Genomic DNA, 24,408 nt, shown 5'->3' with positions numbered 1-24,408 from the left:
TGATACCTGAATCCTGGAGAGAGGACACCCCATGTACATGCTCGAAATGCGTTCGGTCGCCAAGGTCTTCCGCACCGAACAGGTGGAAACCCACGCGTTGCGCTCGCTGGAACTGCAGGTCAAGGAAGGCGAGTTCGTCGCGGTCACCGGCCCGTCCGGCTCCGGCAAGACCACCTTCCTCAACATCGCCGGCCTGCTGGAAACCTTCACCAGCGGCACCTACCTGCTTGACGGCCAGGACGTGAGCACGCTGGGCGATGACGCCCGCAGCCGCCTGCGCAACCAGAAGATCGGCTTCATCTTCCAGGGCTTCAACCTGATTCCCGACCTGAACCTGTTCGACAACGTCGACGTGCCGCTGCGCTACCGGAAGATGAGTGCCAACGAGCGCCGCGAACGCATCGAGAAGGCGCTCACCCAGGTCGGCCTGGGCTCACGCATGAAGCACTACCCGAACGAACTGTCCGGCGGCCAGCAACAGCGTGCGGCGATCGCGCGTGCGCTGGCCGGCAGCCCGCGCCTGCTGCTGGCCGACGAACCGACCGGCAACCTGGATACGCAGATGGCCCGCGGCGTGATGGAACTGCTGGAGGAGATCAATGCCGCCGGCACCACCATCGTGATGGTCACCCACGACCCGGAACTGGCCGCGCGCGCGCAGCGCAACGTGCACATCGTCGATGGCCAGGTGACCGACCTGGTGCGCGAACCGGTGCTGGCTACCCCGCCGCGCCACATCGTTGCCGTCAACGAGTGAGGGCACTCCCATGTTCGCCTACTACACCCGATTGGCGGTACGCAGCTTCCGCCGCAACAAGATCCTGACCGCACTGATGGTGGTCGCCATCGCGCTCGGCATCGGTGCCTCGATGACCACGCTGACGGTGTTCCACGTGCTGTCCGGCGACCCGATTCCCGGCAAGAGCGACCAGCTGTTCTACGTGCAGGTCGATCCGCGCCCGCGCGGCGGCTATACCCCGGGTGAGGAGCCTGAGGAACAGATGACACGGCGCGACGCCGAGACCCTACTGCGCGAGAAGCGCGGCATCCGCCAGGCGATGATGAGCGCGGGCGGCGGCACGGTGGAACCGGAGCTCAGCACGCTCAAGCCGTTCTCGGTGGATACGCGCTGGACGTCGGCCGATTTCTTCCCGATGTTCGACGTGCCGATGCAGTACGGGCGTGCCTGGAACAGCAGCGATGATGACAATCGCAGCCGGGTGGTGGTGCTGTCGAAAGCGATCAACGACAAGCTGTTCCAGGGTGCCGACAGCACCGGTCGCGAGATCCGCCTGAGTGGCCATTCACTGCGGGTGATCGGCGTGATGAAGAAGTGGAATCCCGAACCCCACTTCTTCGATCTGACCACCGGCAACTACGGCAAGGATGAAGACCTGCTGGTGCCGTTTTCCACTGCGATGGACCTGGAGTTCGGCAGCAACGGCAACATGAACTGCTTCGGCGAGAATCCGGATGGCAGCAGCAACTCGATCAACGCGCCCTGCAGCTGGATCCAGTACTGGGTGGAGCTGGATCCGGCCAAGGTCGAGGACTACCGCAGCTACCTGGCCAACTACTCGGACCAGCAGCGCGCAGCGGGCCGTTTCGAGCGCCCCACCAACGTGCGCCTGCGCCCGGTGATGGAGTGGTTGACGTTCAAGAATGCCGTGCCCAGCGACGTGCGCCTGCAGATGTGGCTGGCATTGGGCTTTCTCGGCGTCTGCCTGGTCAACACGGTGGGCCTGCTGCTGGCGAAGTTCCTGCGCCGCAGCGGCGAGATCGGCGTGCGCCGCGCCCTCGGTGCCAGCCGTGGGCAGATCTTCCTGCAATGCCTGGTTGAAGCCGGTGCGATCGGCGTTGCCGGCGGCGTGCTCGGCATCGGCCTGGCCCTGCTCGGCCTGTATGCGGTGCGCCAGCAACCCGTGGACTACGCGAGCCTGGCCCACCTGGACGGCAGCATGCTGCTGCTGGCCATTGGCCTGACCCTGTTCGCCAGCCTCGCCGCTGGTTTCCTGCCCGCCTGGCGCGCGATGCAGGTTACCCCGGCCATCCAGCTCAAGTCGCAGTAAGCACGAGTACGAGGACCTCCCATGGATATCCGCCCCATCCTCAGCACCCTGCGCCGGCACAAGACAGCCGCCGCCCTGATCGTGCTGGAAGTCGCCCTGACCTGCGCCATCGTCTGCAATGCCCTGTTCCTGGTCACCCAGCGCGTTGAACGGATCAGCCAGACCAGCGGCCTGGCCGAGAACGAGCTGGTGTTCGTCCGGGTCAGCGGCATCGGCAAGCAGACCAATGGCCAGGCCCGCACCCAGGAGGACCTGTCCGCCCTGCGCGCCGTTCCCGGGGTCACCGCCGCCGCGAAGGTCAACCAGCTGCCGTTCCGCCCGAACTCCTCCAATACCAGCGTTTCGCTGAAGCAGGAACAGGAACGTCCGACCGCCTTCGTCACCATGTACATGTTCGGCGAAGGTGGACTGTCCACGCTTGGACTGCAGCTGACCGCCGGCCGCGACTTCCAGCCCAGTGAATACAGCAACGTCGAGGATGCACAGAAGAACGCCTCCACCAATACCGCCTCCTCGGTGATCATCAGCCGCACGCTCGCCGACAGGCTGTACCCCGGCGAGAACGCACTGGGCAAGACGTTCTACATGGGCAAGCAGCCACTGCACGTGGTGGGTATTGTCGCGTCATTGGCCACGCCCACCGATTACAACAACAACACCACGCTGTCGATGGTGCTGCCTGTGCGGACCGATTTCACCCAGGGCCCGTACGTCCTGCGCACCGCTCCGGAACGGCGCGAGGAAGTACTCAAGGGCGCGATCGCCGCGCTTGAACGCAACGACCCCAACCGGCTGGTGCGCGAGAAGCTGACCTATGAGGCGCAGCGCAATGACTACTTCAAGAACGACAGGGCCATGGTCGGGCTGCTGATCACGGTGTGCATCTCGCTGCTGGTGGTCACCGCACTGGGCATCATCGGCCTGGCCAGCTTCTGGGTGCAGCAGCGCAGCAAGCAGATTGGTATCCGTCGCGCGCTCGGCGCGACGCGTGGGCAGATCCTGCGCTACTTCCAGACCGAGAACTTCCTGCTGGCCACGCTGGGCATCGTGCTGGGCATGCTGGCCGCCTATGCGATCAACCTGGCACTGATGAACATGTACGAGCTGCCGCGCATGCCGCTGCACTACCTGCCGCTGGGCGCACTGCTGCTGTGGGTGCTTGGCCAGATCGCGGTGTTCGGGCCGGCCCGGCGCGCGGCAGCGGTACCGCCTGCGGTTGCCACGCGGGGCGCATGAGATGCGTATCCGCTGGATGCTGATGATGATGCTCCTGCCACTGCCGGCACTGGCCGGCGGTGGCAGCTCGCAGACACTGGAGTGGCGCCAGGACGATGCGCGCCTGGCATTGCGTTCGAGCGAAGGCCAGGTGCGCGTGGAAGCCGCCGGTCCGGAAGCCCGCTTCGGCGTGCGCAGCGGCGATCGCATCCTGCGGGTGGATGACACCACCGTACGCAGGATCGAGCATCTTGCCGAGGCCCTGCGGCGTTCAAGCGCCGCCAGGGCCTATCTCCTGCTGCAGCGCGACAGGCAGGAACTGACGGTCGCGGTGGACGCCGCTGCCTGGCGCAGGGCGCTGGTCGCTCCGCCTCCGCCAGCACCGCCACCGCCGCCGCCCCGACGCTGAGCCCGCCGCCCCGACGGCTACGGGTTTGGCTATGCTTGATGGGTGGCGCCGGGCTCTCCCGGCGTATGGACACGAACACGGCTCCATCGGCGCCGCCCATCCCTTTCTGCAGAACCGCTTGATGCCTTCGATCCTGATCATCGACGACAACGCCAGTGTGGGCACTGCACTGGACGTGCTGTTCTCCCTGCACGACATCGACACCCTGCAGGCGCAGAGCCCGGCCGAGGGGCTGGCCCTGCTCGAGTCGCAGCCGGTCGACCTGGTGATCCAGGACATGAACTTCAGCGAGGACACCACCTCCGGCGAGGAGGGCGAAGCGCTGTTCGCACAGATCCGCGCACGCCACCCGGACCTGCCGGTGATCCTGCTGACGGCCTGGACCCACCTGAGCAGCGCGGTGGACCTGGTCAAGGCCGGCGCCGCCGACTACCTGGCCAAGCCCTGGGACGACCGCAAGCTGCTGACCACGGTCAACAACCTGCTGGAGCTGTCCGAGGCGCGGCGCGAACTGGACCGCCGCCGCAGCCGCGAGCTGCGCCAGCGCAATGCGCTGGAAGAAAAGTACGACCTGTGCGGTGCGGTCTTCGCCGATCCGGCCAGCGAGCGCGTCATCGCCCTGGCCTGCCAGGTCGCGCGCTCCGAGCTGCCGGTGCTGATCACCGGTCCCAATGGTGCCGGCAAGGAGAAGATCGCGCAGATCATCCAGGCCAATTCACTGGTGGCCAAGGGCCCGTTCATCACGGTCAACTGCGGCGCGTTGCCGTCGGAGCTGATCGAGGCCGAACTGTTCGGTGCCGAGGCCGGCGCCTACACCGGCGCCAACAAGGCACGCGAGGGCAAGTTCGAAGCCGCCGACGGAGGCACGCTGTTCCTGGATGAGATCGGCAACCTGTCGCTGGGCGGGCAGATGAAGCTGTTGCGCGTGCTGGAAACCGGCCGCTTCGAGCGCCTGGGTTCCAATCGCGAACGCCAGGTCAAAGTCCGCGTGGTCAGCGCGACCAATGCCGACCTGCCGGCGATGATCCGCGACGGCACGTTCCGCGAAGATCTCTATTACCGCCTCAATACAGTGGAACTGGTACTACCGCCGTTGGCCGAGCGCGCGGGCGACATCGTTCCACTGGCCGAGCGTTTCCTGACGGCCGGCAAGCCGCTGTCCAGTGCCGCCAGTGCCGCCCTGCAACGGCACCCGTGGCCGGGCAACGTGCGCGAACTGCGCAACGTGATCCAGCGTGCCGAACTGCTGGCGACCGGCAACCGCATCGAGGTGGCCGACCTGAACCTGCCGCGCACCGCACCGGCGCCACGCCCCGCACCGAGCGCTGGCAACGATCCCGACCGCGAGCGCATCGAGGACGTGCTGGCACGCAACCACGGCGTCATCGCCCAGGCGGCTGCCGAACTCGGCCTGAGCCGCCAGGCCCTGTACCGGCGCATGGACCGCCACGGCATCCCACGCGAATGAAACGGCGCTCGTTCACCTTCCGCCTGTTCCTGCGCCTGCTGCCGGTGCTGGCGCTGGCCGCTGCGCTGCCGTGGCTGCTGGCGTATTGGATGAACCATGGCTGGGTGGTGACCACGGCGTCGGCCGTGATCCTGCTGGCGTTGATGTGGTGGACCCTGCGCCGTGCCACCGCACCGGTGCGCTCGCTGATGCGTGCACTGTCCGGCACCACCAGCAGCTACCGCGACGGCGAGTACAACTTCGGCGTGTACTGGCCGGGCAACGACGAACTGGGCGACCTGGTGCAGGCGCACCGCGAGCTGGGCGATGTGCTGCGCGAACAGCGGCAGGGCCTGGTGCAGCGCGAACTGCTGCTGGACACCATGGTGCAGAACACGCCGGTGGCCATGCTGCTGATTGCCTCCGGCGGCGATGGCATCGCCCGCGTGGTGTTCTCCAACCTGGCTGCGCGCAAGCTGCTGCATGGCGGCTGGAAGCTGGAAGGCCAGCGTCTGGAAGAGGTGCTGGAACAGGTGCCGGTGGAGCTGCGCGATGCCATCGCCCGTGGCGGCGACAGCCTGTTCGCGGTGCATGCCGAGGGCGAGGACGGCGACGAGGATGACGAACAGGTCTACCACCTGTCGCGCCGCGCCTTCCAGCTCAACGGCCGTCCGCACGACCTGCTGCTGGTACGCCTGCTCACCGCCGAACTGCGCCGCCAGGAAGTGCAGACGTGGAAGAAGGTGATCCGGGTGATCAGCCACGAGCTCAACAACTCACTGGCACCGATCGCCTCGCTGGCCCACTCCGGTGGCGTGCTGGTGCAGCGCGAACGCTTCGACCGGTTGCCGGAGATCTTCACCACCATCGAGGACCGCGCACGCCACCTGGAAGGCTTCATCCGTGGCTATGCACGCTTCGCAAAGCTGCCGCAGCCGCAACTGCAGACCGTGCACTGGGCGCCGTTCCTGTCCAGCCTGCGCCAGCAGATCCCGTTCACCATGGAACGCGAGCCGGACGAGGACCTGAGCAGCCGCATCGACATCGCGCAGTTCGGGCAGGCATTGCTGAATCTTCTGAAGAACGCGCATGAAGCCTGCGCCGAGGCCGATCCGCCCAACGATGACGTACAGGTGCAACTCACGCGGCTGCCGCAATGGCTGCGCCTGGACGTACTGGATCGCGGCAAGGGCATGAACGAGCAGGTGCTGCAGAACGCCTTGATGCCGTTCTATTCGACCAAGCGCAACGGCACCGGCCTGGGGTTGGCACTGACGCGCGAGATCGTGGAAGCGCACGGTGGCCGCGTGTCGCTGCAGAACCGCGGCGATGGCGGGTTGTGCGTGTCGATCCTGTTGCCGGTGGGTTGAGCGGGCCGATCGGGTAGATCCACGCCATGCGCGGATGTGCCGACCAGGGCCGGCACCTACCAGGTCCGCCGCATCGCCACCCGCAGGTGCATCGGAAACCCGAGCGCAGCCTCTTCGGCCATGACGGCGCGCAGGCCGTCGTTCCACTCAGCCTCAGGCACTACGTCGAACCCTTCGCTGGCATAGAAGGCTGCATTCCATGGCACATCGCTCAAGGTGGTCAGCACCGCTGCAGCAAAGCCGGTGGCCCTGGCCTGCGCCAAGGCGTGCCGCAGCAATGCACGGCCATGGCCACGACGCGCGTGCGCCGGGTCCACATCCATCTGCAGGACATGGAACTCGCCCCCCAGCTCGCCGCCCAGCAGGTAACCGGCAATGTCGCCGCCGGGGCCGTCCACAACCCACAACTGGCCCCGCTGAAGGCCGTCCTGCAGCGTCGGCAGATCCAGGCCGTGGCCGGCAAATACCGGATGGGCTTCGTGATCCTTCAGCAGTTCGCCGGCACGCTGTTCAATTGCCGGCAGCACGCCGAGCTCGTCGGCATGCGGAATACGTGGCTCAGGACTTCTTGACCGGGCGCTTCCAGCCATCGATGGTTTCCTGTCGTGCGCGGGCCAGTGTCAGCTTGCCGTCCGGGGCGGTGCGGGTGATGACCGAACCGGCAGCGATGGTCGCGCCCTCGCCGATCGTCAGCGGCGCCACCAGCGAACTGTTGGAACCGATGAACGCGTTGTCGCCGATGGTGGTGGTCGACTTGTTCACGCCGTCGTAGTTGCAGGTGATGGTGCCGGCACCGATGTTCACCTTGCTGCCGATCACCGCATCACCCAGATAGGTGAGGTGGTTGGCCTTGCTGCCGACGCCGAGGGTGACCTTCTTGGTTTCGACGAAGTTGCCGACGTGCACGCCATCGGCCAGCACGGTACCTGGGCGGAGGCGCGCGAACGGACCGACCAGCGCCGCGCCTTCGGTGACCACACCCTCCAGATCACAGTGCGCGCGTACTTCGGTACCGGGGCCGAGAGTAACGTCCTTCAGGCGGTTGAACGGACCGATGGTAACGCCGTCGCCGAGCACGATGTTGCCTTCGAGAACGACATCGACATCGATCAGCACGTCACTGCCCACGGTGACGGTGCCACGGATGTCGAGTCGTGCCGGGTCGCGCACGCGTGCACCCTGTGCGCACAGCGCACGCACGGCGCGATGCTGCCAGGCACGCTCCAGCTGCGACAGCTGCCAGGGATCGTTTGCCCCCTCGGCTTCCTGCGCGTCGGCCACCAGCGCCATTTCGGCCGGGGTGTACTCATGCGCGGCAAACGCGAACACGTCGGTCAGGTAGTACTCGCCCTGTGCATTGCGGTTGGACAGCTGCGACAGCCAGCGGCGCAGCGCGGTCGACTCCGCGGCGATGATGCCGGTGTTGATCGTGCGCACGCGCAGCTGGTCGTCGGTCGCGTCCTTCTGCTCGACGATCGCTCCCACCTTGCCTTCGGCATCGCGCAGCACGCGGCCGTAACCGGTCGGGTCATCAACCTCGGCGACCAGTACCGCCAACCGCCCTGGCTGCGCCAGCAGATCGCGCAGGGTCTGCGCGCGGATCAGCGGTACATCGCCGTACAGCACCAGCACCTGCACGGCATCCGGCACCTGCGGCATCGCCTGCGCCACCGCGTGGCCCGTACCCAGCTGCTGCGCCTGTTCAGCCCACTGCAGGTCGGGCTGGTCGGCAAACTGTTGCCGCACCGCCTCACCGCCATGGCCGTAGACCACATGGATGGCCGCCGGTTGCAGTTCGCGGGCCGCATCGATCACGTGCGCCAGCATCGGTTGGCCGGCGACCGGCTGCAGCACCTTCGGCAGCACCGACCTCATGCGCTTGCCGGCGCCGGCGGCGAGGATGATGACGTGCAGGGCTTGGGTCATGGGAACGGCAGTCCGTGGTTCGTTGCCGACGATTCTAGAGCGTACGCCGTTAACATGGGCATCCCTCCTCCTTCACCATGCCGATGAGCCTTGTCCGCCAGGGAAGCGCCTACCTCGTGATCGGGCTCGTGCAGCTGCTGGTCGATTGGCTGGTGTTCGTGGTCGCCACCGCGCTTGGCATGCCGGTCGCACCGGCCAACGTCGCCGGGCGCCTGGCCGGCATGCTGCTGGGCTTCTGGCTCAACGGCCGCTACACCTTTGCCGAGGCCGGCACCCACAAGCTGGGCTGGAGGCGTTTCGCACGCTTTTTCGCGCTGTGGCTGCTGCTGACCGCGGCAAGCACGTTGCTGGTGAGCCTGGTCGACCACGCGCTGGGCCTGCAGTACACCTGGCTGGCCAAGCCACTGGTGGAAGGCGGGCTGGCGTGCGTGTCGTTCCTGTTGATGCGCCATGTGGTGTACCGCTGATCGCGGTCAGCGGTCAGCGATCACCGTCACGGCGCAGGCGCGCTCCCAGTCCCTCACGCCACAGCTGCAGCGCGCTGTAGCGCAACCGCACCTGATGCTGCCCGGCCGGCACGCACAACGCATGGAAGAGGCCATTGCCGCGCAGCAGCGGCAGTACCTGGCCATCCTCGAGCTGCGCCTGCCAGCCACGACCGGTGGTTTCGTTGATCACCACCCATGCTGCATGGTCGGCAACCACCGTCAGCTCGATGCGTCCAGGCTGGTAGTGCAGCACCTGTACCGTGGCCTCGCCGGCATCCTGTTCGGCACAGTGGCTGCTGGCGGCTGCCGGCAGCCATAGCTGCCGGTTGAAATCGGTCTGGTTGAACAGCGGCGCAGGCGGTAGACGCTCCTCATGGCGGCGCACCTGCCGCGGATTCAGCACCCGTGGCAGCACGCTGTCACGCCGCGCAAGTTCCACCTGGTCGCCCTGCGCGCTGGAGCCCGGGAACGGCTCCTGGGCCAGCAGCCAACGCACGCCCAGCAGGTCGTACAGGGGAGCAGCGGTGTCTGGCATCCAGGCAGTGGGGACCTTCTGCTGGAAGGTATCCACCGGCTCGCCCGGCATCCCGGTCATCTGCAGATAGTCGCTTGCCAGCAGCGGGTTGTAGCCGTTTGCCAGCGCAATGGCATGCACCGCCGCGCCGTTGGTGAGTCCGCCGATGCCGAAGACCACCGCGCGCTCGGGTATGCCGATATGCCGCTCTGCCGCCAGCAGCGCATAGGCGCGCTGCGCAGGACCCGCACGATCGGCGGTGAGCACCGACTTTGTGCCGCTGCCCGCGTTGAACCTGGTGCCGACGTTGAACAACAGCAGGTCCAACAGCACCAGCGCCAGCACCCAGCGCGCAGGTGACTGGTGGCGGCGCAGCACCCACACCGCGGCTACGCCCAGCGCGGCGCTGACCGCAAGCCAGGCGAAAGCGAGCGGATGACCATGATCGATCGCCAGCCACGCAGCGCACGCGCCCAGCACTGCGACGACCGCCACGGACACCCGATGCAATCGCAATGGCTGCCGCTGCAGGGCAACCTGCAGGGCACTGGCACCCAGCCACGCCGCCGCAGGCACGGTAAGGAACAGCGCATCGGACGGGCGCCGGAACAGGTCCAGCCCCGGAAGCCAGCCAAACAACCAGGGGAACAGCGGCGTGGCGCCACCCACCGCGACCATGATCGCCAGCGTCAGCGCACACAGCGCGACGCGCGTCGCCGCCGGCTTGCGCCGCAGCACCTCACCGCCCCAGAGCAGCCACAGCGCCAGCGGCACTGCCCCCACATAGAGGTAATCGGCGCTGATATCACCGAAGGCCCAGCTGTCGCCGCGCCCCTGCGAGAACACGTTGCCCGACAGCAGTGTCACCAGTGTCTGCCAGTGGATGGCACCCGGCAGCGCGGCTTCCAGCGTCAGGCCATTGCGATTGGTCTGGTCCAGCCAGGCCAGCGTGGACAGCCACTGCGGCGCACTGACACCACCGGCGAGAATGGCCACCACGCCCAGCTGCCACAGCAGGCGCATGCGCTGCCCCTGTGCCAGCACGACAGCAGCCACGGCGTAGATCACGCACGCGAGGATGATGAAATAGGTGACCTGGGTCAGTTGAAGCGCACACATCCCGCCGGCCACACCGGCCAGCAGGATGTCGCGCATCCGTCCCCGCCGGCGGACCTGCTCCAGGCCCAGCCACAGCCAGGGCAGCAGGCAGTAGCTGATGATCATCGGCGTGTGCTGCAGGCGCGACGCGGCCACGCCACCAAACATCAGCGTGAGCGCGAACAGCAGCTGCGCCGGCGGCGGCATGCCCTGCACGCGGCTCAACCGCAGTGCACCCAGGCCGCCTGCCAGCACATGCAGCAGCACCACCACCGTGAACAGGTGCAGGGAGCCCGGCGCCAGCAGCATCGGCAGCAGCATCGTCGGCTGCAGCGTCATCATCTGCGGATCGGCCACCTGCGGGTAGCCACCGTAGAGATACGGATTCCACCAGGGGGCCTGCAGGTGACGCAACTGCTCGGCACTGAAACTGACCGCCGGGAAGAACTGCTGCACGGCATCAAAGGGAATGGTCTTGATGCCACTGAGCCATGGCAGGCACAGAACGATCCACGCAATCAGGAACACGCCTGCCGGTGTGCGCCACGGCCGCTGCCAGCTGCCGCCTTCAATCGCTGTCGAGTGGTGCTGCATTCCCTGCTCCTGTGGCGAACAAACAAAAACGCCGGCAGCTAGCCGGCGCTTGTGCTTGATGACGCGCGAACCTCAGTGCTTGAGATTCTTGCGCAGGCGCTCCAGCGCCTGCAGCTGGACGACGGCTTCGGCCAGCTTCTGCTGGGCTTCAGCCACTTCCATCGCTTCGCCGCGGTTGGCCAGGATGCGCTCGGCTTCTTCCTTGGCCTTGCGGACCGAGGCTTCGTCGATGTCCTGCGCGCGGATCGCGGTGTCGGCCAGCACGGTCACCACCTGCGGCTGCACTTCCAGGATGCCGCCGGAAATGGCGAAATCCAGCTGCTCGCCGTTCGGCGTGGTCACCACCACCTTGCCCGGCTTCAGGCGGGTGATCAGCGGCGCGTGCTTGGGCGCGATGCCCAGTTCGCCCAGCTCACCGGTGGCCACGACCAGGGTCGCTTCGCCACGGAAGATTTCCTGCTCGGCGCTGACGATGTCGCAACGGATCGTGCTCATGCAAATCTCTTCGCTGTTCGCGGCGGCGCAATGCCGCCGTGGGGGTCCACCGGCGCGGGCGGTTGCCCGGCGCCGGCGTCAGGTCGGGCAGGATCGCTCCCGCCCGTCCCGGATCAGGCCTTCTCGGCCATCTTCTTGGCCTTCTCGACCGCTTCTTCGATGCCGCCGACCATGTAGAACGCCTGCTCCGGCAGGTGGTCGTACTCGCCATCGACGATGGCCTTGAAGCCACGGATGGTGTCCTTCAGCGGCACGTACTTGCCCGGCGAACCGGTGAACACTTCGGCCACGTGGAACGGCTGGCTGAAGAAGCGCTCGATCTTGCGGGCGCGCGACACGGCCTGCTTGTCTTCTTCGGACAGTTCGTCCATGCCCAGGATGGCGATGATGTCCTTCAGTTCCTTGTACTTCTGCAGGGTCTGCTGGACGCGCTGGGCGGTGTCGTAGTGCTCGTGGCCGATGACCAGCGGATCCATCTGGCGGCTGGTGGAGTCCAGCGGATCGACGGCCGGGTAGATACCCAGCGAGGCGATCGAACGCGACAGGGTCACGGTCGAGTCCAGGTGGGCGAAGGTGGTCGCCGGCGACGGGTCGGTCAGGTCGTCCGCGGGAACGTAGACGGCCTGGATCGAGGTGATCGAACCGTTCTTGGTCGAGGTGATGCGCTCCTGCAGGACGCCCATTTCCTCGGCCAGGGTCGGCTGGTAACCCACGGCGGACGGCATGCGGCCCAGCAGTGCCGACACTTCGGTACCGGCCAGGGTGTAACGGTAGATGTTGTCGACGAACAGCAGGACGTCCTTACCCTTGCCGTTTTCGTCCTTCTCGTCGCGGAAGTACTCGGCCATGGTCAGGCCGGTCAGGGCGACGCGCAGACGGTTGCCCGGCGGCTCGTTCATCTGGCCGTACACCATCGCCACCTTGTCCAGGACGTTGGAGTCCTTCATTTCGTGGTAGAAGTCGTTGCCCTCACGGGTACGCTCACCCACGCCGGCGAACACGGACAGACCGCTGTGCGCCTTGGCGATGTTGTTGATCAGTTCCATCATGTTGACGGTCTTGCCGACGCCGGCGCCGCCGAACAGGCCGACCTTGCCGCCCTTGGCGAACGGGCACATCAGGTCGATGACCTTGATGCCGGTTTCCAGCAGCTCGGTGGCCGGGGACTGGTCTTCATACGACGGCGCAGCGCGGTGGATTTCCCAGTTGTCGCTGGCAGCGACCGGGCCGGCTTCGTCGATCGGACGGCCAAGCACGTCCATGATGCGGCCCAGGGTGCCGGCGCCGACCGGCACCGAGATGCCACGGCCGGTGTTGACGGCAACCAGGTTGCGCTTCAGGCCGTCGGTGGAACCGAGGGCGATGGTACGCACCACGCCGTCGCCCAGCTGCTGCTGGACTTCGAGGGTGATCTCGGTGTTTTCCACCTTCAGTGCGTCGTACACCTTCGGCACCGATTCACGCGGGAATTCGACGTCGACGACCGCGCCGATGATCTGAACGATCTTGCCCTGACTCATTGCTGCATCCTCTAATGTGTGCTTTGAACGAACGCGGTCAGACTGCTGCCGCGCCGCCGACGATTTCGGAGATTTCCTGGGTGATCGCTGCCTGGCGCGCCTTGTTGTAGACGAGCTGCAGGGTGCCGATCAGCTTGTTGGCGTTGTCGCTCGCCGCCTTCATCGCAACCATGCGTGCCGCATGCTCGGAGGCGACGTTTTCCAGCAGTGCCTGGTACACCAGCGACTCGATGTAACGCGTCATCACGTGCTCGAGCACGGTCGCGGCATCGGGTTCGTACAGGTAATCCCAGTCGTGGTGAGCGACCTGCTTCTCAGCCGGCGGCAGCGGCAGCAGCTGATCGAAGCTGGCCTTCTGCACCATGGTGTTCACGAAGCGGTTGTAGACCAGGTACACGCGGTCGATCCTGCCTTCGGTGAAGGCGTCGAGCATGACCTTGATCACACCGATCAGCGATTCCAGCTTCGGCACGTCACCGATGTGGGTCACGCTGCCGACCATGTTGACCTTCACGCGGCGGAAGAAGGTCGAAGCCTTCTGGCCGATGGTCACCAGGTCCACTTCGGCACCCTTGTCCTGCCATGCCTTGGCTTCGCCCAGCATCTTGCGGAACAGGTTGTTGTTCAGGCCGCCGGCCAGACCGCGATCGGAGGAGATCACGATGAAACCGACCCGCTTGACCTGCTCGCGCTCGACCAGGAACGGATGCTGGTAGTCGGTGCTGGCCTGGGCCAGATGACCGATCACCTGCTTCATCGCCTGCGCGTACGGACGCGAGGTCTTCATCCGATCCTGCGCCTTGCGGATCTTGGAGGCCGAGACCATTTCCAGGGCGCGCGTCACCTTGCGGGTGTTCTGCACGCTCTTGATCTTGGTTTTGATTTCGCGTCCGCTTGCCATCTCTTGTTTCCCGTGGCGCGGGGCTGATGCCCCGCGTTGTTCAACCGTTTGTCATCTGGTCCAGCGGAGCCAGCGGCTCCGCTCTACAGGACCGCGATTACCAGCTGCCGGTGGTCTTGAACTCGGCGATGCCCTTCTTGAAGGCACCTTCGATGTCGTTGTCCCAACCGCCGGTGGCGTTGACCTTGCTGATCAGCTCGCCCTGGGTGTTGGCGAAGTGGGCGTGCAGGCCTTCTTCGAACGCCAGCAGCTTGTTGACCGGCACGTCGTCGAGGTAACCCTCGTTGACGGCGTAGATCGACAGCGCCTGGTTGGCGATCGACATCGGCGCGTACTGCTTCTGCTTCATCAGCTCGGTGACGCGCTGGCCACGCTCCAGCTGCTTGCGGGTCGCTTCGTCCAGGTCCGAGGCGAACTGCGCGAACGCAGCCAGCTCACGGTACTGGGCCAGCGAGATGCGGATGCCGCCCGACAGCTTCTTGATGATCTTGGTCTGGGCCGAGCCACCGACGCGCGACACCGAGATACCGGCGTTCACGGCCGGGCGGATGCCGGCGTTGAACAGGTCGGTTTCCAGGAAGATCTGGCCGTCGGTGATCGAGATCACGTTGGTCGGAACGAAGGCGGACACGTCGCCGGCCTGGGTCTCGATGATCGGCAGCGCGGTCAGCGAACCGGTCTTGCCGGTGACCTTGCCTTCGGTGAACTTCTCGACGTATTCCTCGGACACGCGGGCAGCGCGCTCGAGCAGACGGGAGTGCAGGTAGAACACGTCACCCGGGTAGGCTTCACGGCCCGGCGGACGCTTCAGCAGCAGCGAGATCTGGCGGTAGGCAACGGCCTGCTTGGACAGATCGTCGTACACGATCAGCGCGTCTTCGCCGCGGTCCATGAAGTACTCACCCATGGTGCAGCCCGAGTAGGCGCTGATGTACTGCATGGCAGCCGATTCGGAAGCGGTCGCGGCCACCACGATGGTGTGGGCCAGCGCGCCGTTCTCTTCCAGCTTGCGCACGATGTTGGCGATGGTCGACGCCTTCTGGCCGATCGCAACGTACACGCACTTGATGCCGGTGCCCTTCTGGTTGATCACCGCATCGATCGCCATGGCGGTCTTGCCGGTCTGGCGGTCACCGATGATCAGCTCGCGCTGGCCACGGCCGATCGGGATCATCGAGTCGACCGACTTGTAACCGGTCTGCACCGGCTGGTCGACCGACTTGCGCCAGATCACGCCCGGAGCAACGCGTTCCACCGGAGCGGTCAGGTCGGTGCCCAGCGGGCCCTTGCCGTCGATCGGCTCGCCCAGCGCGTTCACGACGCGGCCCAGCAGTTCCGGGCCGACCGGCACTTCCAGGATGCGGCCGGTGGTCTTGGCGACGTCGCCTTCGCGCAGGTGCTCGTAGTCACCCAGGACCACGGCGCCGACCGAGTCGCGCTCCAGGTTCAGGGCCAGGGCGAAGGTGTTGTTCGGCAGTTCGATCATTTCGCCCTGCATCACGTCGGCCAGACCGAAGATGCGCACGATGCCGTCGGACACGCTGGTCACGGTGCCTTCGTTGCGCGATTCCGCGGCCAGCTTGACCTTCTCGATGCGGTTCTTGATCAGTTCGCTGATTTCGGAGGGGTTGAGCGTGGTTGCCATCGTCAAGTCCTAGTGCCGGCAGCGGGGCCGGACGTTAAATGAATTCAGTTAGCGAGCGCGGTCTGCAGACGGGCCAGCTTGCCCTTCAGCGAACCATCGATGACCACGTCGCCGGCGTCGATCACGGCGCCGCCGATCAGCGAAGCATCGACCGCGGTGGTCACGTCGACCTCGCGGTTGAAGCGCTTGCGCAGCGCAGCCTTGATCGCGTCCAGCTCGCCGGCCGACAGCTCGGAAGCCGAGGTCACCGTGGCCTTGACCACGTGCTCGGCTTCGGCGCGCAGGGCGTCGAACATGCCGGAGATTTCCGGCAGCAGCGGCAGACGATGCGATTCGGCCAGGATGGCCAGGAAGCGCGAGTAGGTCTCGCCGTGCGACACCGGCGCCAGCAGGGCGACGGCGTCGTCACGACCCAGCTCCGGGTTGGCGAGCAGGGCCGCCACGCGCGGGTCGGCGGCGACGTGGGCGGAGAACGCCAGGGCGTCCGACCACGGCGCGAACGCACCTTCGTCGCGCGCGGTCGCGAACGCGGCGCGGGCGTACGGGCGGGCAAGCGTGAGGGCCTGGCTCATCCTTAGATCTCCGAGGCCAGCTCGTCGAGCAGCGCCTTGTGGGCGTTGGCGTCGATTTCGCGCTTGAGCAGCTTTTCGGCACCGGTCACGGCCAGCGCGGACACCTGCTTGCGCAGATCTTCACGGGCACGGTTGGCGGCGGCGTCGATTTCAGCCTGGGCCAGTTCCTTCTGACGGGTGGCTTCGGTGATCGCTTCGTTACGGGCTGCATCAACGATCTGGTTGGCACGCGCGTGGGCCTGATCGATGATCTCGTTGGCCTTGGTGCGGGCTTCCTTCAGCGCTTCGTTGACCTTCTCCTGCGCCTGGGCCAGATCTTTCTGGCTGCGGTCGGCAGCAGCGAGGCCTTCAGCAATCTTCTGCTGGCGCTCTTCGATCGCGTTCATCAGCGGCGGCCAGATCTTGGTCGCGATGATCCAGATCAGACCAGCGAAGGCCAGCGCCTGCGCAAGAAGGGTGAAATTGATATTCATGGTTAGCTCGATCGCTGGTTTCGGGGTGGACGTGCCGCCGAAGCGGCACATCCGGCCTTCATCCGAAACCGGGTGCATCAGCACCCGGTCGTCTCAAACCGCTGTATCAGCCGGCCAGAGCCTTGGTGACGGCGCCAGCAAAGGCAGCCGACAGCGGGTTGGCGAAGGCCAGCAGCAGGCCAACGGCGACCGAGATGATGAACGCGGCGTCGATCAGGCCGGCGGTGATGAACATGCGGACCTGCAGGACCGGGATCAGTTCCGGCTGGCGCGCGGCCGACTCCAGGAACTTACCAGCCATGATGGCCAGACCCAGACCGGCGCCCAGCGCGGCCAGGCCGATCATGATGCCGACGGCAAGGGCGGTGGAGCTCTGAATCTGCGCGAAGTTGGTCAGGACGGCGAAGTACATGGTTATCTCCAGGAACTTAAGTTGCTAAGGGTGATGAAACGGATGAAGGTTGAAACGCGTTGAAGCTTGAAACTCAGTGAGCGTCTTCCGACAGGCTCAGGTACACGATCGACAGCATCATGAAGATGAAGGCCTGCAGCGGGATCACCAGCAGGTGGAACAGCATCCAGCCGAGGCCGAACACACCACCCGCGATGGCGCCGAAGAAACCGGCACCACCCAGCACCCAGATCAGCAGGAACACGATTTCGCCGCCGAACATGTTGCCGAACAGTCGCATCGCCAGCGAGATCGGCTTGCTCAGCCACTCGACGATGTTGAGGATCAGGTTGAACGGCATCATCCACTTGCCGAACGGCGCCGTCAGGAATTCCTTGACGAAGCCGACCAGGCCCTTGGACTTGAGCGCGAAGAACAGCATCAGGAAGAACACGCTGATGGCCATGCCGAGGGTGGCATTGACGTCAGCGGTCGGCACCGGCTTCCAGTAGTGCACGCCCACCCATTCCAGCGGCTTGGCGATGAAATCGGCCGGGATCATCTTCAGCAGATTCATCAACAGGATCCAGAAGAAGATCGTGATGGCGATCGGCGTGACCAGCTTGCTCTTGCCGTGGTAGGTGTCCTTGGCCTGGCGGTCGACGAACTCCAGGCAGATCTCGACGAAGGCCTGCCACTTGCCCGGCACGCCGGCGGTGGCCTTGCGGGTCCCCAGCCAGAACGCGACAACGATCACCAGGCCCATCAGGACGGCGGTGAGGAAGGTATCGACGTGGATATGCCAGAACATACCCTCACCCTTGCCGACCGGTGCGGTCAGGTTGTGCAGGTGATGCTGGATGTAGCTGGTAGGGGTTAGAGCCTCGCCCGCCATGTGTCCGGAACCTTCAGTTAATTGAATTCTGTCAACGCCTGGCCATGGCCAGGACCTGGAACATCAAGCCGACGGCGATACCGGCCAACAGCGCCAATGCAGGCAGCTTGAAGACCAGGAACCCCACCAGCAGGACGCCGAAAACCACGACCCACTTGGCCACGATCGCAATGATCAGGCGAGCCATCGCCGATCCTGCGGCCACCGCACCACCGCCCAGAGCCATCCGTGCCGCAACCCAGCCGCCGGCCGAAATGGCCACACCGGACGCCAGCGCGCCGAGGGCATACTTCGGACCTACCAGCAGGAAGGCCAGGGCCAGGACAGCCACCGCGGCCAGCGGGTAGACCGCGGCGCGCAGCATCAGTCGCCGACCCGCATCAACGGAGTTCAGCACAGGACGTCCCGCGTGGTTGCAAGTGGAGGGCTGAGGCGGCTACAGCAGGGGGGCCTCATCGAGCCGCCAAATTATAGCAATGGGACAATTTGCGAGACAACCGCTGCCTGTTCATCCCTGGAAGCCGCAAGTTGCGGTAACGGTTACATTTTTGCGTGCCACCCGGGGACAATGACGTCCGCGTGATGCTGCACCGCAGTATTGAACTTTGGTCGCAGGCGCGGAACTTTCGCCGGATGCGCCGGTCCGATCTTTCGACCTGCCTGCAGCAACCTCGTCGACGCTCCGCCCCGCAGGTCCCACGATGGCCCCGAAGCCCGGCTCCGGGGCCATCTTTTTGCGTCGTCGCGACAGGGCTGAACCGTGCACACTCCGTGGACCATACGTTCACGGATGGTGGACGGCGGCGTCCGGCACAGTGGTCTTCATTCTGATGAACCACTGCAAGGACTCTTCGATGCGCCCCGTACCCACCCTGCTCGCCCTTTCCCTGCTCGCTGCCGGCGCCTCGTTCGCCAATTCCGCCCACGCCGCCGAAGGCGACGACCGCTTCGCCATCCGTCTGGGTGCGATGAACATCGATTCGGACAACACGCTGCGCGGCAGCACCACCGTGGCCGGCCAGGACATCTCCCTGGACCAGGACTTCAAGCTGGGTGGCAAGGAATGGGAGCCGCGCATCGACGGCATGTTCCGCATCAGCAACCGTCAGCGCCTGCTGTTCAACTACTTCAAGTACGACAAGGACCGTCGCGAGACGCTTGACCAGGGCATTTCCTTCGGCGGTGAGAGCGTGCCGGCCGGCAGCTTCGTTAAGGGCGAGCTGAAGTACCAGGTGGCCAGCCTGGTCTATGACTACTCGGTCGTCGATACCGACACCTTCGACCTGGGCCTGCAGATCGGTGGCGAGTACGCCAAGGTCAGCACCAAGGGCTACGCGGACCTGGGCACGGTGTATGAAGGCCAGTTCCTCAACGAGAAGGCCGATGGCGTGGCACCGGTGGTGGGTGCGCGCATGACCTTCACTCCGTCCGAGCGCTGGATGATCACGCTGCAGGGCCAGTACCTGAACACGCGCTGGGGCAGTTTCGATGACTACAAGGGCGACCTGAGCCGCGCCAATGCGATCGTCGATTACCGCTTCACCAAGAACTTCGGTGTGTTCGCCGGCTACGACTGGTTCAAGCTGGACGTGGACAAGAAGGGCAGCGACGGCACGGTCGGCCTGAAGCAGGAATTCAAGGGCCCGGTGGCCGGTATCAGCTTCGTGTTCTGATCCCCTGCCCCTTCCACGGCATCTTCTCTCCTGGCGCGGCCTCCGGAACATCGGGGCCGCGTTTTTTCTTTGCATCGTCGAGCAGAAAAGCAGGCTGGTCGAGCGCTGGGGGAAGAGGGGCTTGCGTGCGAATGTCCCCCGGCGCCGGCCTACGGCCGTCACCTCCTCCTTTACTTCGCACACAAGCCCCTCTTCGTGTCAGGCATCCAGGCGGGCCAGGCTGTGGCTCTCGACTATCCGCAAGCCGAGCCGCTGCGCGGGTGGCAGGCGTTTGGACAAAGTAGAGGAGGAGGCGACCGCCAAAGGCGGACGACGGGGGACATTTGTCCAGACGCCTGCCACCCGCGCACCGGCCCAGACCTTCGCGGTGGCAGTTGCCGTAGACGCAGGCGTGGTCGAGCGCTGGGGGAAGAGGGGCTTGCGTGCGAATGTCCCCCGGCGCCGGCCTACGGCCGGCGCCTCCTCCTTTACTTCGCACACAAGCCCCTCTTCCCTCGCGTGTCAGGCATCCAGGCGGGCCAGGCTGTGGCTCTCGACTATCCGCAAGCCGAGCCGCTGCGCGGGTGGCAGGCGTTTGGACAAAGTAAAGGAGGAGGCGACCGCCGAAGGCGGACGACGGGGGACATTTGTCCAGACGCCTGCCACCCGCACAGCGGCCCAGACCTTCGCGGTGGCAGTTGCCGTAGACGCAGGCGTGGTCGAGCGCCGGAGGGAGAGGGCATCCGGGCGGCTTTGGCACTGCTCTCGACCGTCCGCAAGCCGAGCCGCTGCGCGGGTGGCGGGCATTTCGACAAAGTAAAGGAGGAGGCGACCGCCGCAGGCGGACGACGGGGGACATTTGTCGAAATGCCTGCCACCCGTGCAGTGGCCCCACCCTTTGCTGCAGCACTGATCGAAGAAAAAAAGCCCCGGCAGATGCCAGGGCTTTTCGTTCGGAACGGCGCGGACGCCTTACTTCTTCTTCGGCATGTACAGATCGGTGATCGTGCCGTCGTAGATTTCCGAGGCCATCGCCACCGACTCGCTCAGCGTCGGATGCGCATGGATGGTGTGGCCGATGTCTTCCGCTTCCGCCCCCATCTCGATCGCCAGGCCGATCTCGGCCAGCAGGTCGCCGGCATGCACGCCGACGATCGCGCCACCGATGATGCGGTGGGTCTCTTCGTCGAAGATCAGCTTGGTGAAGCCCTCGGTGCGACCGATGCCGATCGCGCGGCCACTGGCGGCCCACGGGAACTTGGCCACGCCGACCTTCAGGCCCTTGGCCTTGGCTTCGGTCTCGGTCACGCCGACCCAGGCGATTTCCGGGTTGGTGTAGGCCACCGACGGAATCACGCGGGCGACCCACTCCTTCTTGTGGCCGGCTGCCACTTCAGCGGCCAGCTTGCCCTCGTGCGTGGCCTTGTGGGCCAGCATCGGGTTGCCGACGATGTCGCCGATGGCAAAGATGTGCGGCACGTTGGTACGCATCTGCCGATCGACCGGGATGAAGCCGCGGTCGGTGACCTGCACGCCGGCCTTCTCGGCATCGATCTTCTTGCCGTTCGGCGAGCGGCCCACGGCCACCAGCACGCGGTCGAAGGTGCCCTGCGCCAGCGCAGGCGCCTGGCCTTCCTCGGCGGCTTCGAAGGTCACGGTGATGCCCTTGGCATCGGCGGTGACGCCCGAGGCCTTGGTCTTCAGGTGCACGTCGATGCCCTGCTTCTTCAGGCGGTCGGCCAGCGGCTTGACCAGGTCCTTGTCGGCGCCCGGCATCAGCTGGTCCATGAACTCGACCACGGTGACCTTGCTGCCCAGCGCGCTGTACACGGTGGCCATTTCCAGGCCGATGATGCCGCCGCCGACGACCAGCAGCGAGCCCGGCACTTCGGCCAGCTCCAGCGCATCGGTGGAATCCATCACGCGCTTGTCGTCCCACGGGAAGTTCGGCAGCTTCACCGCCTGCGAACCGGCGGCGATGATGCACTTCTGGAAGCGCAGCAGCTGGGTGCTGCCGTCAGCCGCGGTGATTTCCAGCTCGTTGGCCGAAACAAACCTGCCGACGCCCTGCACGTTGCGGACCTTGCGCTGCTTGGCCATGCCGGCCAGGCCCTTGGTCAGCTGGTTGACGACCTTTTCCTTGTACGCGCGCAGCTTGTCCAGGGTGATGGTCGGCTTGCCGAACTCGACGCCGAAATCACCGGCGTGGGCAACCTCGTCGATGACCGCTGCGGCGTGCAGCAGCGCCTTGGACGGAATGCAGCCCACGTTGAGGCAGACGCCGCCGAGGCTGGCGTAACGTTCGACCAGCACCGTATCCAGGCCGACGTCGGCGGCGCGGAACGCAGCCGTGTAGCCGCCCGGGCCCGAGCCCAGCACGACCATTTCGCACTCGATATCGGCCGGCTTGCCACTGGACAGCGCCGGCTTCGGCGCAGCCGGTTCGGCCGGGGCGCGGTGCGACGGGGTCACCGGCGGCTTGCTGGCCGGGGCGGCCGGAGCCGGCGCGGCGGCCTTGGCCGGGGCTTCGGCGGCGCCTTCAGCGTCCAGCACCACGACCACGGCGCCTTCGGACAGGGTATCGCCCAGCTTGACCTTGATTTCCTTGACCACGCCGGCGGCCGAGGACGGCACTTCCAGGGTGGCCTTGTCCGACTCCAGGGTTACCAGACCCTGGTCCTTCTTCACCGTGTCGCCGACGGCGACCAACACTTCGATCACCGGCACATCGCTGTAATCGCCGATGTCGGGAACCTTGACTTCAATCGTGGCCATGGTGGGTTTTCCTCGTGCCCGCCCGGCGGCGCCGGCGGGCTGTCACTGCATCTGTTCACGCGGCCGCGCCAGGGGCTGCGGCCGCACGGTGGGGGCGAAGCGGTGCCTTACAGCAGCACGCGGCGCATGTCGGCCAGTACCTGCGACAGGTACGTGGTGAAGCGTGCGGCCAGTGCGCCGTCGATGACGCGGTGGTCGTAGCTCAGCGACAGCGGCAGCATCAGCTTCGGTGCGAATTCCTTGCCGTTCCAGACCGGCTGGATGGACGACTTGGAGACGCCGAGGATGGCCACTTCCGGTGCGTTGACGATCGGGGTGAACGCGGTGCCGCCGATGCCGCCCAACGAGCTGATCGAGAAGCAGCCGCCGCTCATGTCCGCCGGGCCCAGCTTGCCGTCGCGTGCCTTCTTGGCCAGTTCGCCGGTTTCCTGCGCGATCTGCACCACGCCCTTCTTGTCCACGTCGCGGATGACCGGCACGACCAGGCCGTTCGGCGTGTCGGCGGCGAAACCGATGTGGAAGTACTTCTTCAGGGTCAGGTTTTCACCGCTGGCATCGAGCGAGGCGTTGAATTCCGGGAACTTCTTCAGCGCTGCGGCGCTGGCCTTGATCAGGAAGGCGAGCATGGTCAGCTTGATGCCGGCCTTCTCGTTCTCCTTGTTCAACGCCACGCGCAGGCCTTCCAGGTCGGTGATGTCGGCCTGCTCGAACTGGGTGACGTGCGGGATCATGGCCCAGTTGCGGGCCAGGTTCGCACCGGAGATCTTCTTGATGCGCGACAGCGGCTGGACTTGGGTCTCGCCGAACTTGCTGAAGTCGACCTTCGGCCACGGCAGCAGGTTCAGGCCACCACCAGCGGCGACGGCGCCACCGGCAGCGGCCGGCACGCCACCGCTGAGCGCGGCCTTGACGAACTTCTGTACGTCACCCTTGGTGATGCGGCCACCCTTCTCGGTGCCGTTGATCTGCAGCAGGTCCACGCCCAGCTCGCGGGCGAACACGCGCACCGCCGGGGTGGCGTACGGCACCTTGGCCGGCAGCACGCCATCGGCATTGAACTGCACCGGCGGGCTGGACGGGGTACCGGCCGAGGCGATCTCGCGGGCCGCCAGCTTGTCCGGCTGCGCCGGCACAGCGACCGGCTCGACCTTGGTGGCGGTCTCTGCGGCAGCCGGAGCGGCAGCAGCAGCGGCCTTGGTCGGCGCCGGCGCGGCAGCGCCCTCGGCTTCGATGATGGCAACCACGTCGCCTTGCGACAGATTGTCGCCCACCTTGACCTTGATCTCCTTGACCACACCGGCCACAGACGACGGCACTTCCATGGTGGCCTTATCGCTTTCCAGCGTGACCAGGCCCTGGTCCTTCTTGACCGTATCGCCCACGGCGACCAGCACTTCGATGACCGGAATGCCGGCGTAGTCGCCGATGTCCGGCACCAGGGCTTCAACCGCACCACCGCTGGCAGCCGGAGCGGCCGGCGCAGCTGCGGCCGGCGCGCTCTGGGTGGCGGCAGCCGGGGCAGCGGCCTTGGCCGGTGCCGGTGCCGGTGCGGCCGGCTTGGCGGCTTCGGCTTCGCCTTCGGCCACTTCGATCAGGGCCACGACCTTGCCTTCGGACAGGCTGTCGCCCACTTTGACCTTGAGCTCCTTGACCACGCCCGCCACCGAGGACGGCACTTCCATGGTCGCCTTGTCGCTTTCCAGCGTCACCAGGCCCTGGTCCTTCTTGACCGTGTCGCCGACGGCGACAAGCACCTCGATTACCGGGATATCGCTGTAGTCACCGATATCGGGGACAAGTGCTTCCTTGATTTCGGCCATGGGGATAACTCCGGCAATCTGGTGTAGGGAAACGTCTATTGTGCGGCCAGCGGGGTCCAGCGCCAACCGTTACAGGTGTTTTCAGTACGCACGCAGCCGGGACAGGCTGTTGCCCATGGGTCGGGTGCGCGACCAGTCG

General features: G+C 65.9%; 22 protein-coding genes. 8 read left to right on the top strand and 14 right to left on the bottom strand.

Annotated features, from left to right (window positions below; translation table 11 throughout):
- Positions 1-31: 31 nt before the first annotated feature.
- The 6 genes from AC5P8R_RS01115 to AC5P8R_RS01090 all read left to right on the top strand — a co-directional run bounded on the left by AC5P8R_RS01115 (position 32) and on the right by AC5P8R_RS01090 (position 6,510).
- Entirely contained in the window at positions 32-757 is a 726-nt protein-coding gene (locus AC5P8R_RS01115; RefSeq protein WP_014648484.1) for an ABC transporter ATP-binding protein, read from the top strand.
- A 10-nt stretch (positions 758-767) separates the two neighbouring features.
- The gene (locus AC5P8R_RS01110; protein ID WP_014648485.1) at positions 768-2,069 is read left to right on the top strand and encodes an ABC transporter permease; all 1,302 of its coding nucleotides are present in this window, start codon (positions 768-770) and stop codon (positions 2,067-2,069) included.
- Between the two features lie 21 nt (positions 2,070-2,090).
- Complete coding sequence (locus AC5P8R_RS01105; protein WP_014648486.1) at positions 2,091-3,305, top strand: ABC transporter permease; 1,215 nt, start codon at positions 2,091-2,093, stop codon at positions 3,303-3,305.
- A 16-nt stretch (positions 3,306-3,321) separates the two neighbouring features.
- Complete coding sequence (locus AC5P8R_RS01100) at positions 3,322-3,693, top strand: PDZ domain-containing protein (RefSeq protein ID WP_014648487.1); 372 nt, start codon at positions 3,322-3,324, stop codon at positions 3,691-3,693.
- Positions 3,694-3,814: 121 nt separating this feature from the next.
- Positions 3,815-5,161, top strand: coding sequence for a sigma-54-dependent transcriptional regulator (locus tag AC5P8R_RS01095; protein ID WP_014648488.1), 1,347 nt, complete (start codon positions 3,815-3,817; stop codon positions 5,159-5,161).
- The gene (locus AC5P8R_RS01090; RefSeq protein ID WP_014648489.1) at positions 5,158-6,510 is read left to right on the top strand and encodes a sensor histidine kinase; all 1,353 of its coding nucleotides are present in this window, start codon (positions 5,158-5,160) and stop codon (positions 6,508-6,510) included. Before AC5P8R_RS01095 ends, AC5P8R_RS01090 begins: the two co-directional genes overlap by 4 nt.
- Before the next feature lie 56 nt (positions 6,511-6,566).
- Here the strand turns inward: AC5P8R_RS01090 and AC5P8R_RS01085 are convergent, their stop codons facing one another.
- Together AC5P8R_RS01085 and glmU are read right to left on the bottom strand one after the other, a co-directional pair.
- Entirely contained in the window at positions 6,567-7,100 is a 534-nt protein-coding gene (locus AC5P8R_RS01085; protein ID WP_041863844.1) for a GNAT family N-acetyltransferase, read from the bottom strand.
- On the bottom strand, positions 7,069-8,436 hold the full coding sequence (gene glmU, locus AC5P8R_RS01080) for a bifunctional UDP-N-acetylglucosamine diphosphorylase/glucosamine-1-phosphate N-acetyltransferase GlmU (protein WP_046432629.1): 1,368 nt from the start codon (positions 8,434-8,436) through the stop codon (positions 7,069-7,071). Before glmU ends, AC5P8R_RS01085 begins: the two co-directional genes overlap by 32 nt.
- An 83-nt stretch (positions 8,437-8,519) precedes the next feature.
- Between glmU and AC5P8R_RS01075 the strand changes: the two genes are divergently transcribed.
- A complete protein-coding gene (locus AC5P8R_RS01075; protein ID WP_069117831.1) occupies positions 8,520-8,903 on the top strand; it encodes a GtrA family protein in 384 nt (127 codons plus the stop codon).
- 13 nt (positions 8,904-8,916) lie between these two features.
- Here the strand turns inward: AC5P8R_RS01075 and AC5P8R_RS01070 are convergent, their stop codons facing one another.
- From AC5P8R_RS01070 to AC5P8R_RS01025, 10 genes are all read right to left on the bottom strand, one after another.
- The gene (locus AC5P8R_RS01070; protein WP_169411963.1) at positions 8,917-11,130 is read right to left on the bottom strand and encodes a putative glycosyltransferase family protein; all 2,214 of its coding nucleotides are present in this window, start codon (positions 11,128-11,130) and stop codon (positions 8,917-8,919) included.
- 72 nt (positions 11,131-11,202) lie between these two features.
- Positions 11,203-11,625, bottom strand: coding sequence for a F0F1 ATP synthase subunit epsilon (locus AC5P8R_RS01065; protein ID WP_005419509.1), 423 nt, complete (start codon positions 11,623-11,625; stop codon positions 11,203-11,205).
- Between the two features lie 113 nt (positions 11,626-11,738).
- Positions 11,739-13,145: a F0F1 ATP synthase subunit beta gene (gene atpD / locus AC5P8R_RS01060; RefSeq protein WP_005419510.1), complete on the bottom strand. Its 1,407-nt coding sequence runs from the start codon at positions 13,143-13,145 to the stop codon at positions 11,739-11,741.
- Positions 13,146-13,182: 37 nt separating this feature from the next.
- Positions 13,183-14,046 carry a F0F1 ATP synthase subunit gamma gene (atpG, locus tag AC5P8R_RS01055; RefSeq protein ID WP_014648494.1) on the bottom strand — a complete coding sequence of 288 codons (864 nt, stop codon included), beginning with the start codon at positions 14,044-14,046 and terminating at the stop codon, positions 13,183-13,185.
- A 97-nt stretch (positions 14,047-14,143) separates the two neighbouring features.
- Complete coding sequence (gene atpA, locus AC5P8R_RS01050) at positions 14,144-15,691, bottom strand: F0F1 ATP synthase subunit alpha (protein ID WP_005419511.1); 1,548 nt, start codon at positions 15,689-15,691, stop codon at positions 14,144-14,146.
- A 44-nt stretch (positions 15,692-15,735) separates the two neighbouring features.
- Entirely contained in the window at positions 15,736-16,263 is a 528-nt protein-coding gene (locus tag AC5P8R_RS01045; protein ID WP_014648495.1) for a F0F1 ATP synthase subunit delta, read from the bottom strand.
- Between the two features lie 2 nt (positions 16,264-16,265).
- Positions 16,266-16,736 (bottom strand): F0F1 ATP synthase subunit B, encoded by a 471-nt coding sequence (locus tag AC5P8R_RS01040; RefSeq protein WP_005419512.1) that lies wholly within the window; start codon positions 16,734-16,736, stop codon positions 16,266-16,268.
- A gap of 106 nt (positions 16,737-16,842) precedes the next feature.
- Entirely contained in the window at positions 16,843-17,148 is a 306-nt protein-coding gene (gene atpE / locus AC5P8R_RS01035; protein WP_005411133.1) for a F0F1 ATP synthase subunit C, read from the bottom strand.
- A 73-nt stretch (positions 17,149-17,221) separates the two neighbouring features.
- Positions 17,222-18,022, bottom strand: coding sequence for a F0F1 ATP synthase subunit A (gene atpB / locus AC5P8R_RS01030; protein ID WP_014038569.1), 801 nt, complete (start codon positions 18,020-18,022; stop codon positions 17,222-17,224).
- A gap of 31 nt (positions 18,023-18,053) precedes the next feature.
- A complete protein-coding gene (locus AC5P8R_RS01025; protein ID WP_014648497.1) occupies positions 18,054-18,419 on the bottom strand; it encodes a hypothetical protein in 366 nt (121 codons plus the stop codon).
- Positions 18,420-18,876: 457 nt separating this feature from the next.
- Between AC5P8R_RS01025 and AC5P8R_RS01020 the strand changes: the two genes are divergently transcribed.
- Positions 18,877-19,695, top strand: a complete 819-nt coding sequence (locus AC5P8R_RS01020; protein WP_014648499.1) for a hypothetical protein — start codon at positions 18,877-18,879, stop codon at positions 19,693-19,695.
- Positions 19,696-20,646: 951 nt separating this feature from the next.
- On the opposite strand, the gene lpdA is transcribed toward AC5P8R_RS01020, so the two are convergent.
- Together lpdA and aceF are read right to left on the bottom strand one after the other, a co-directional pair.
- On the bottom strand, positions 20,647-22,449 hold the full coding sequence (gene lpdA / locus AC5P8R_RS01015) for a dihydrolipoyl dehydrogenase (protein ID WP_014648500.1): 1,803 nt from the start codon (positions 22,447-22,449) through the stop codon (positions 20,647-20,649).
- A gap of 107 nt (positions 22,450-22,556) precedes the next feature.
- A complete protein-coding gene (gene aceF / locus AC5P8R_RS01010; protein ID WP_495222924.1) occupies positions 22,557-24,269 on the bottom strand; it encodes a dihydrolipoyllysine-residue acetyltransferase in 1,713 nt (570 codons plus the stop codon).
- Positions 24,270-24,408 lie beyond the last annotated feature (139 nt).

The sequence above is a fragment of the Stenotrophomonas sp. YJH_SMC_73 genome (assembly GCF_059370155.1).
Note: the sequence above shows the minus strand (reverse complement) of the source record. Positions and strands in the feature narration are given on the sequence as shown.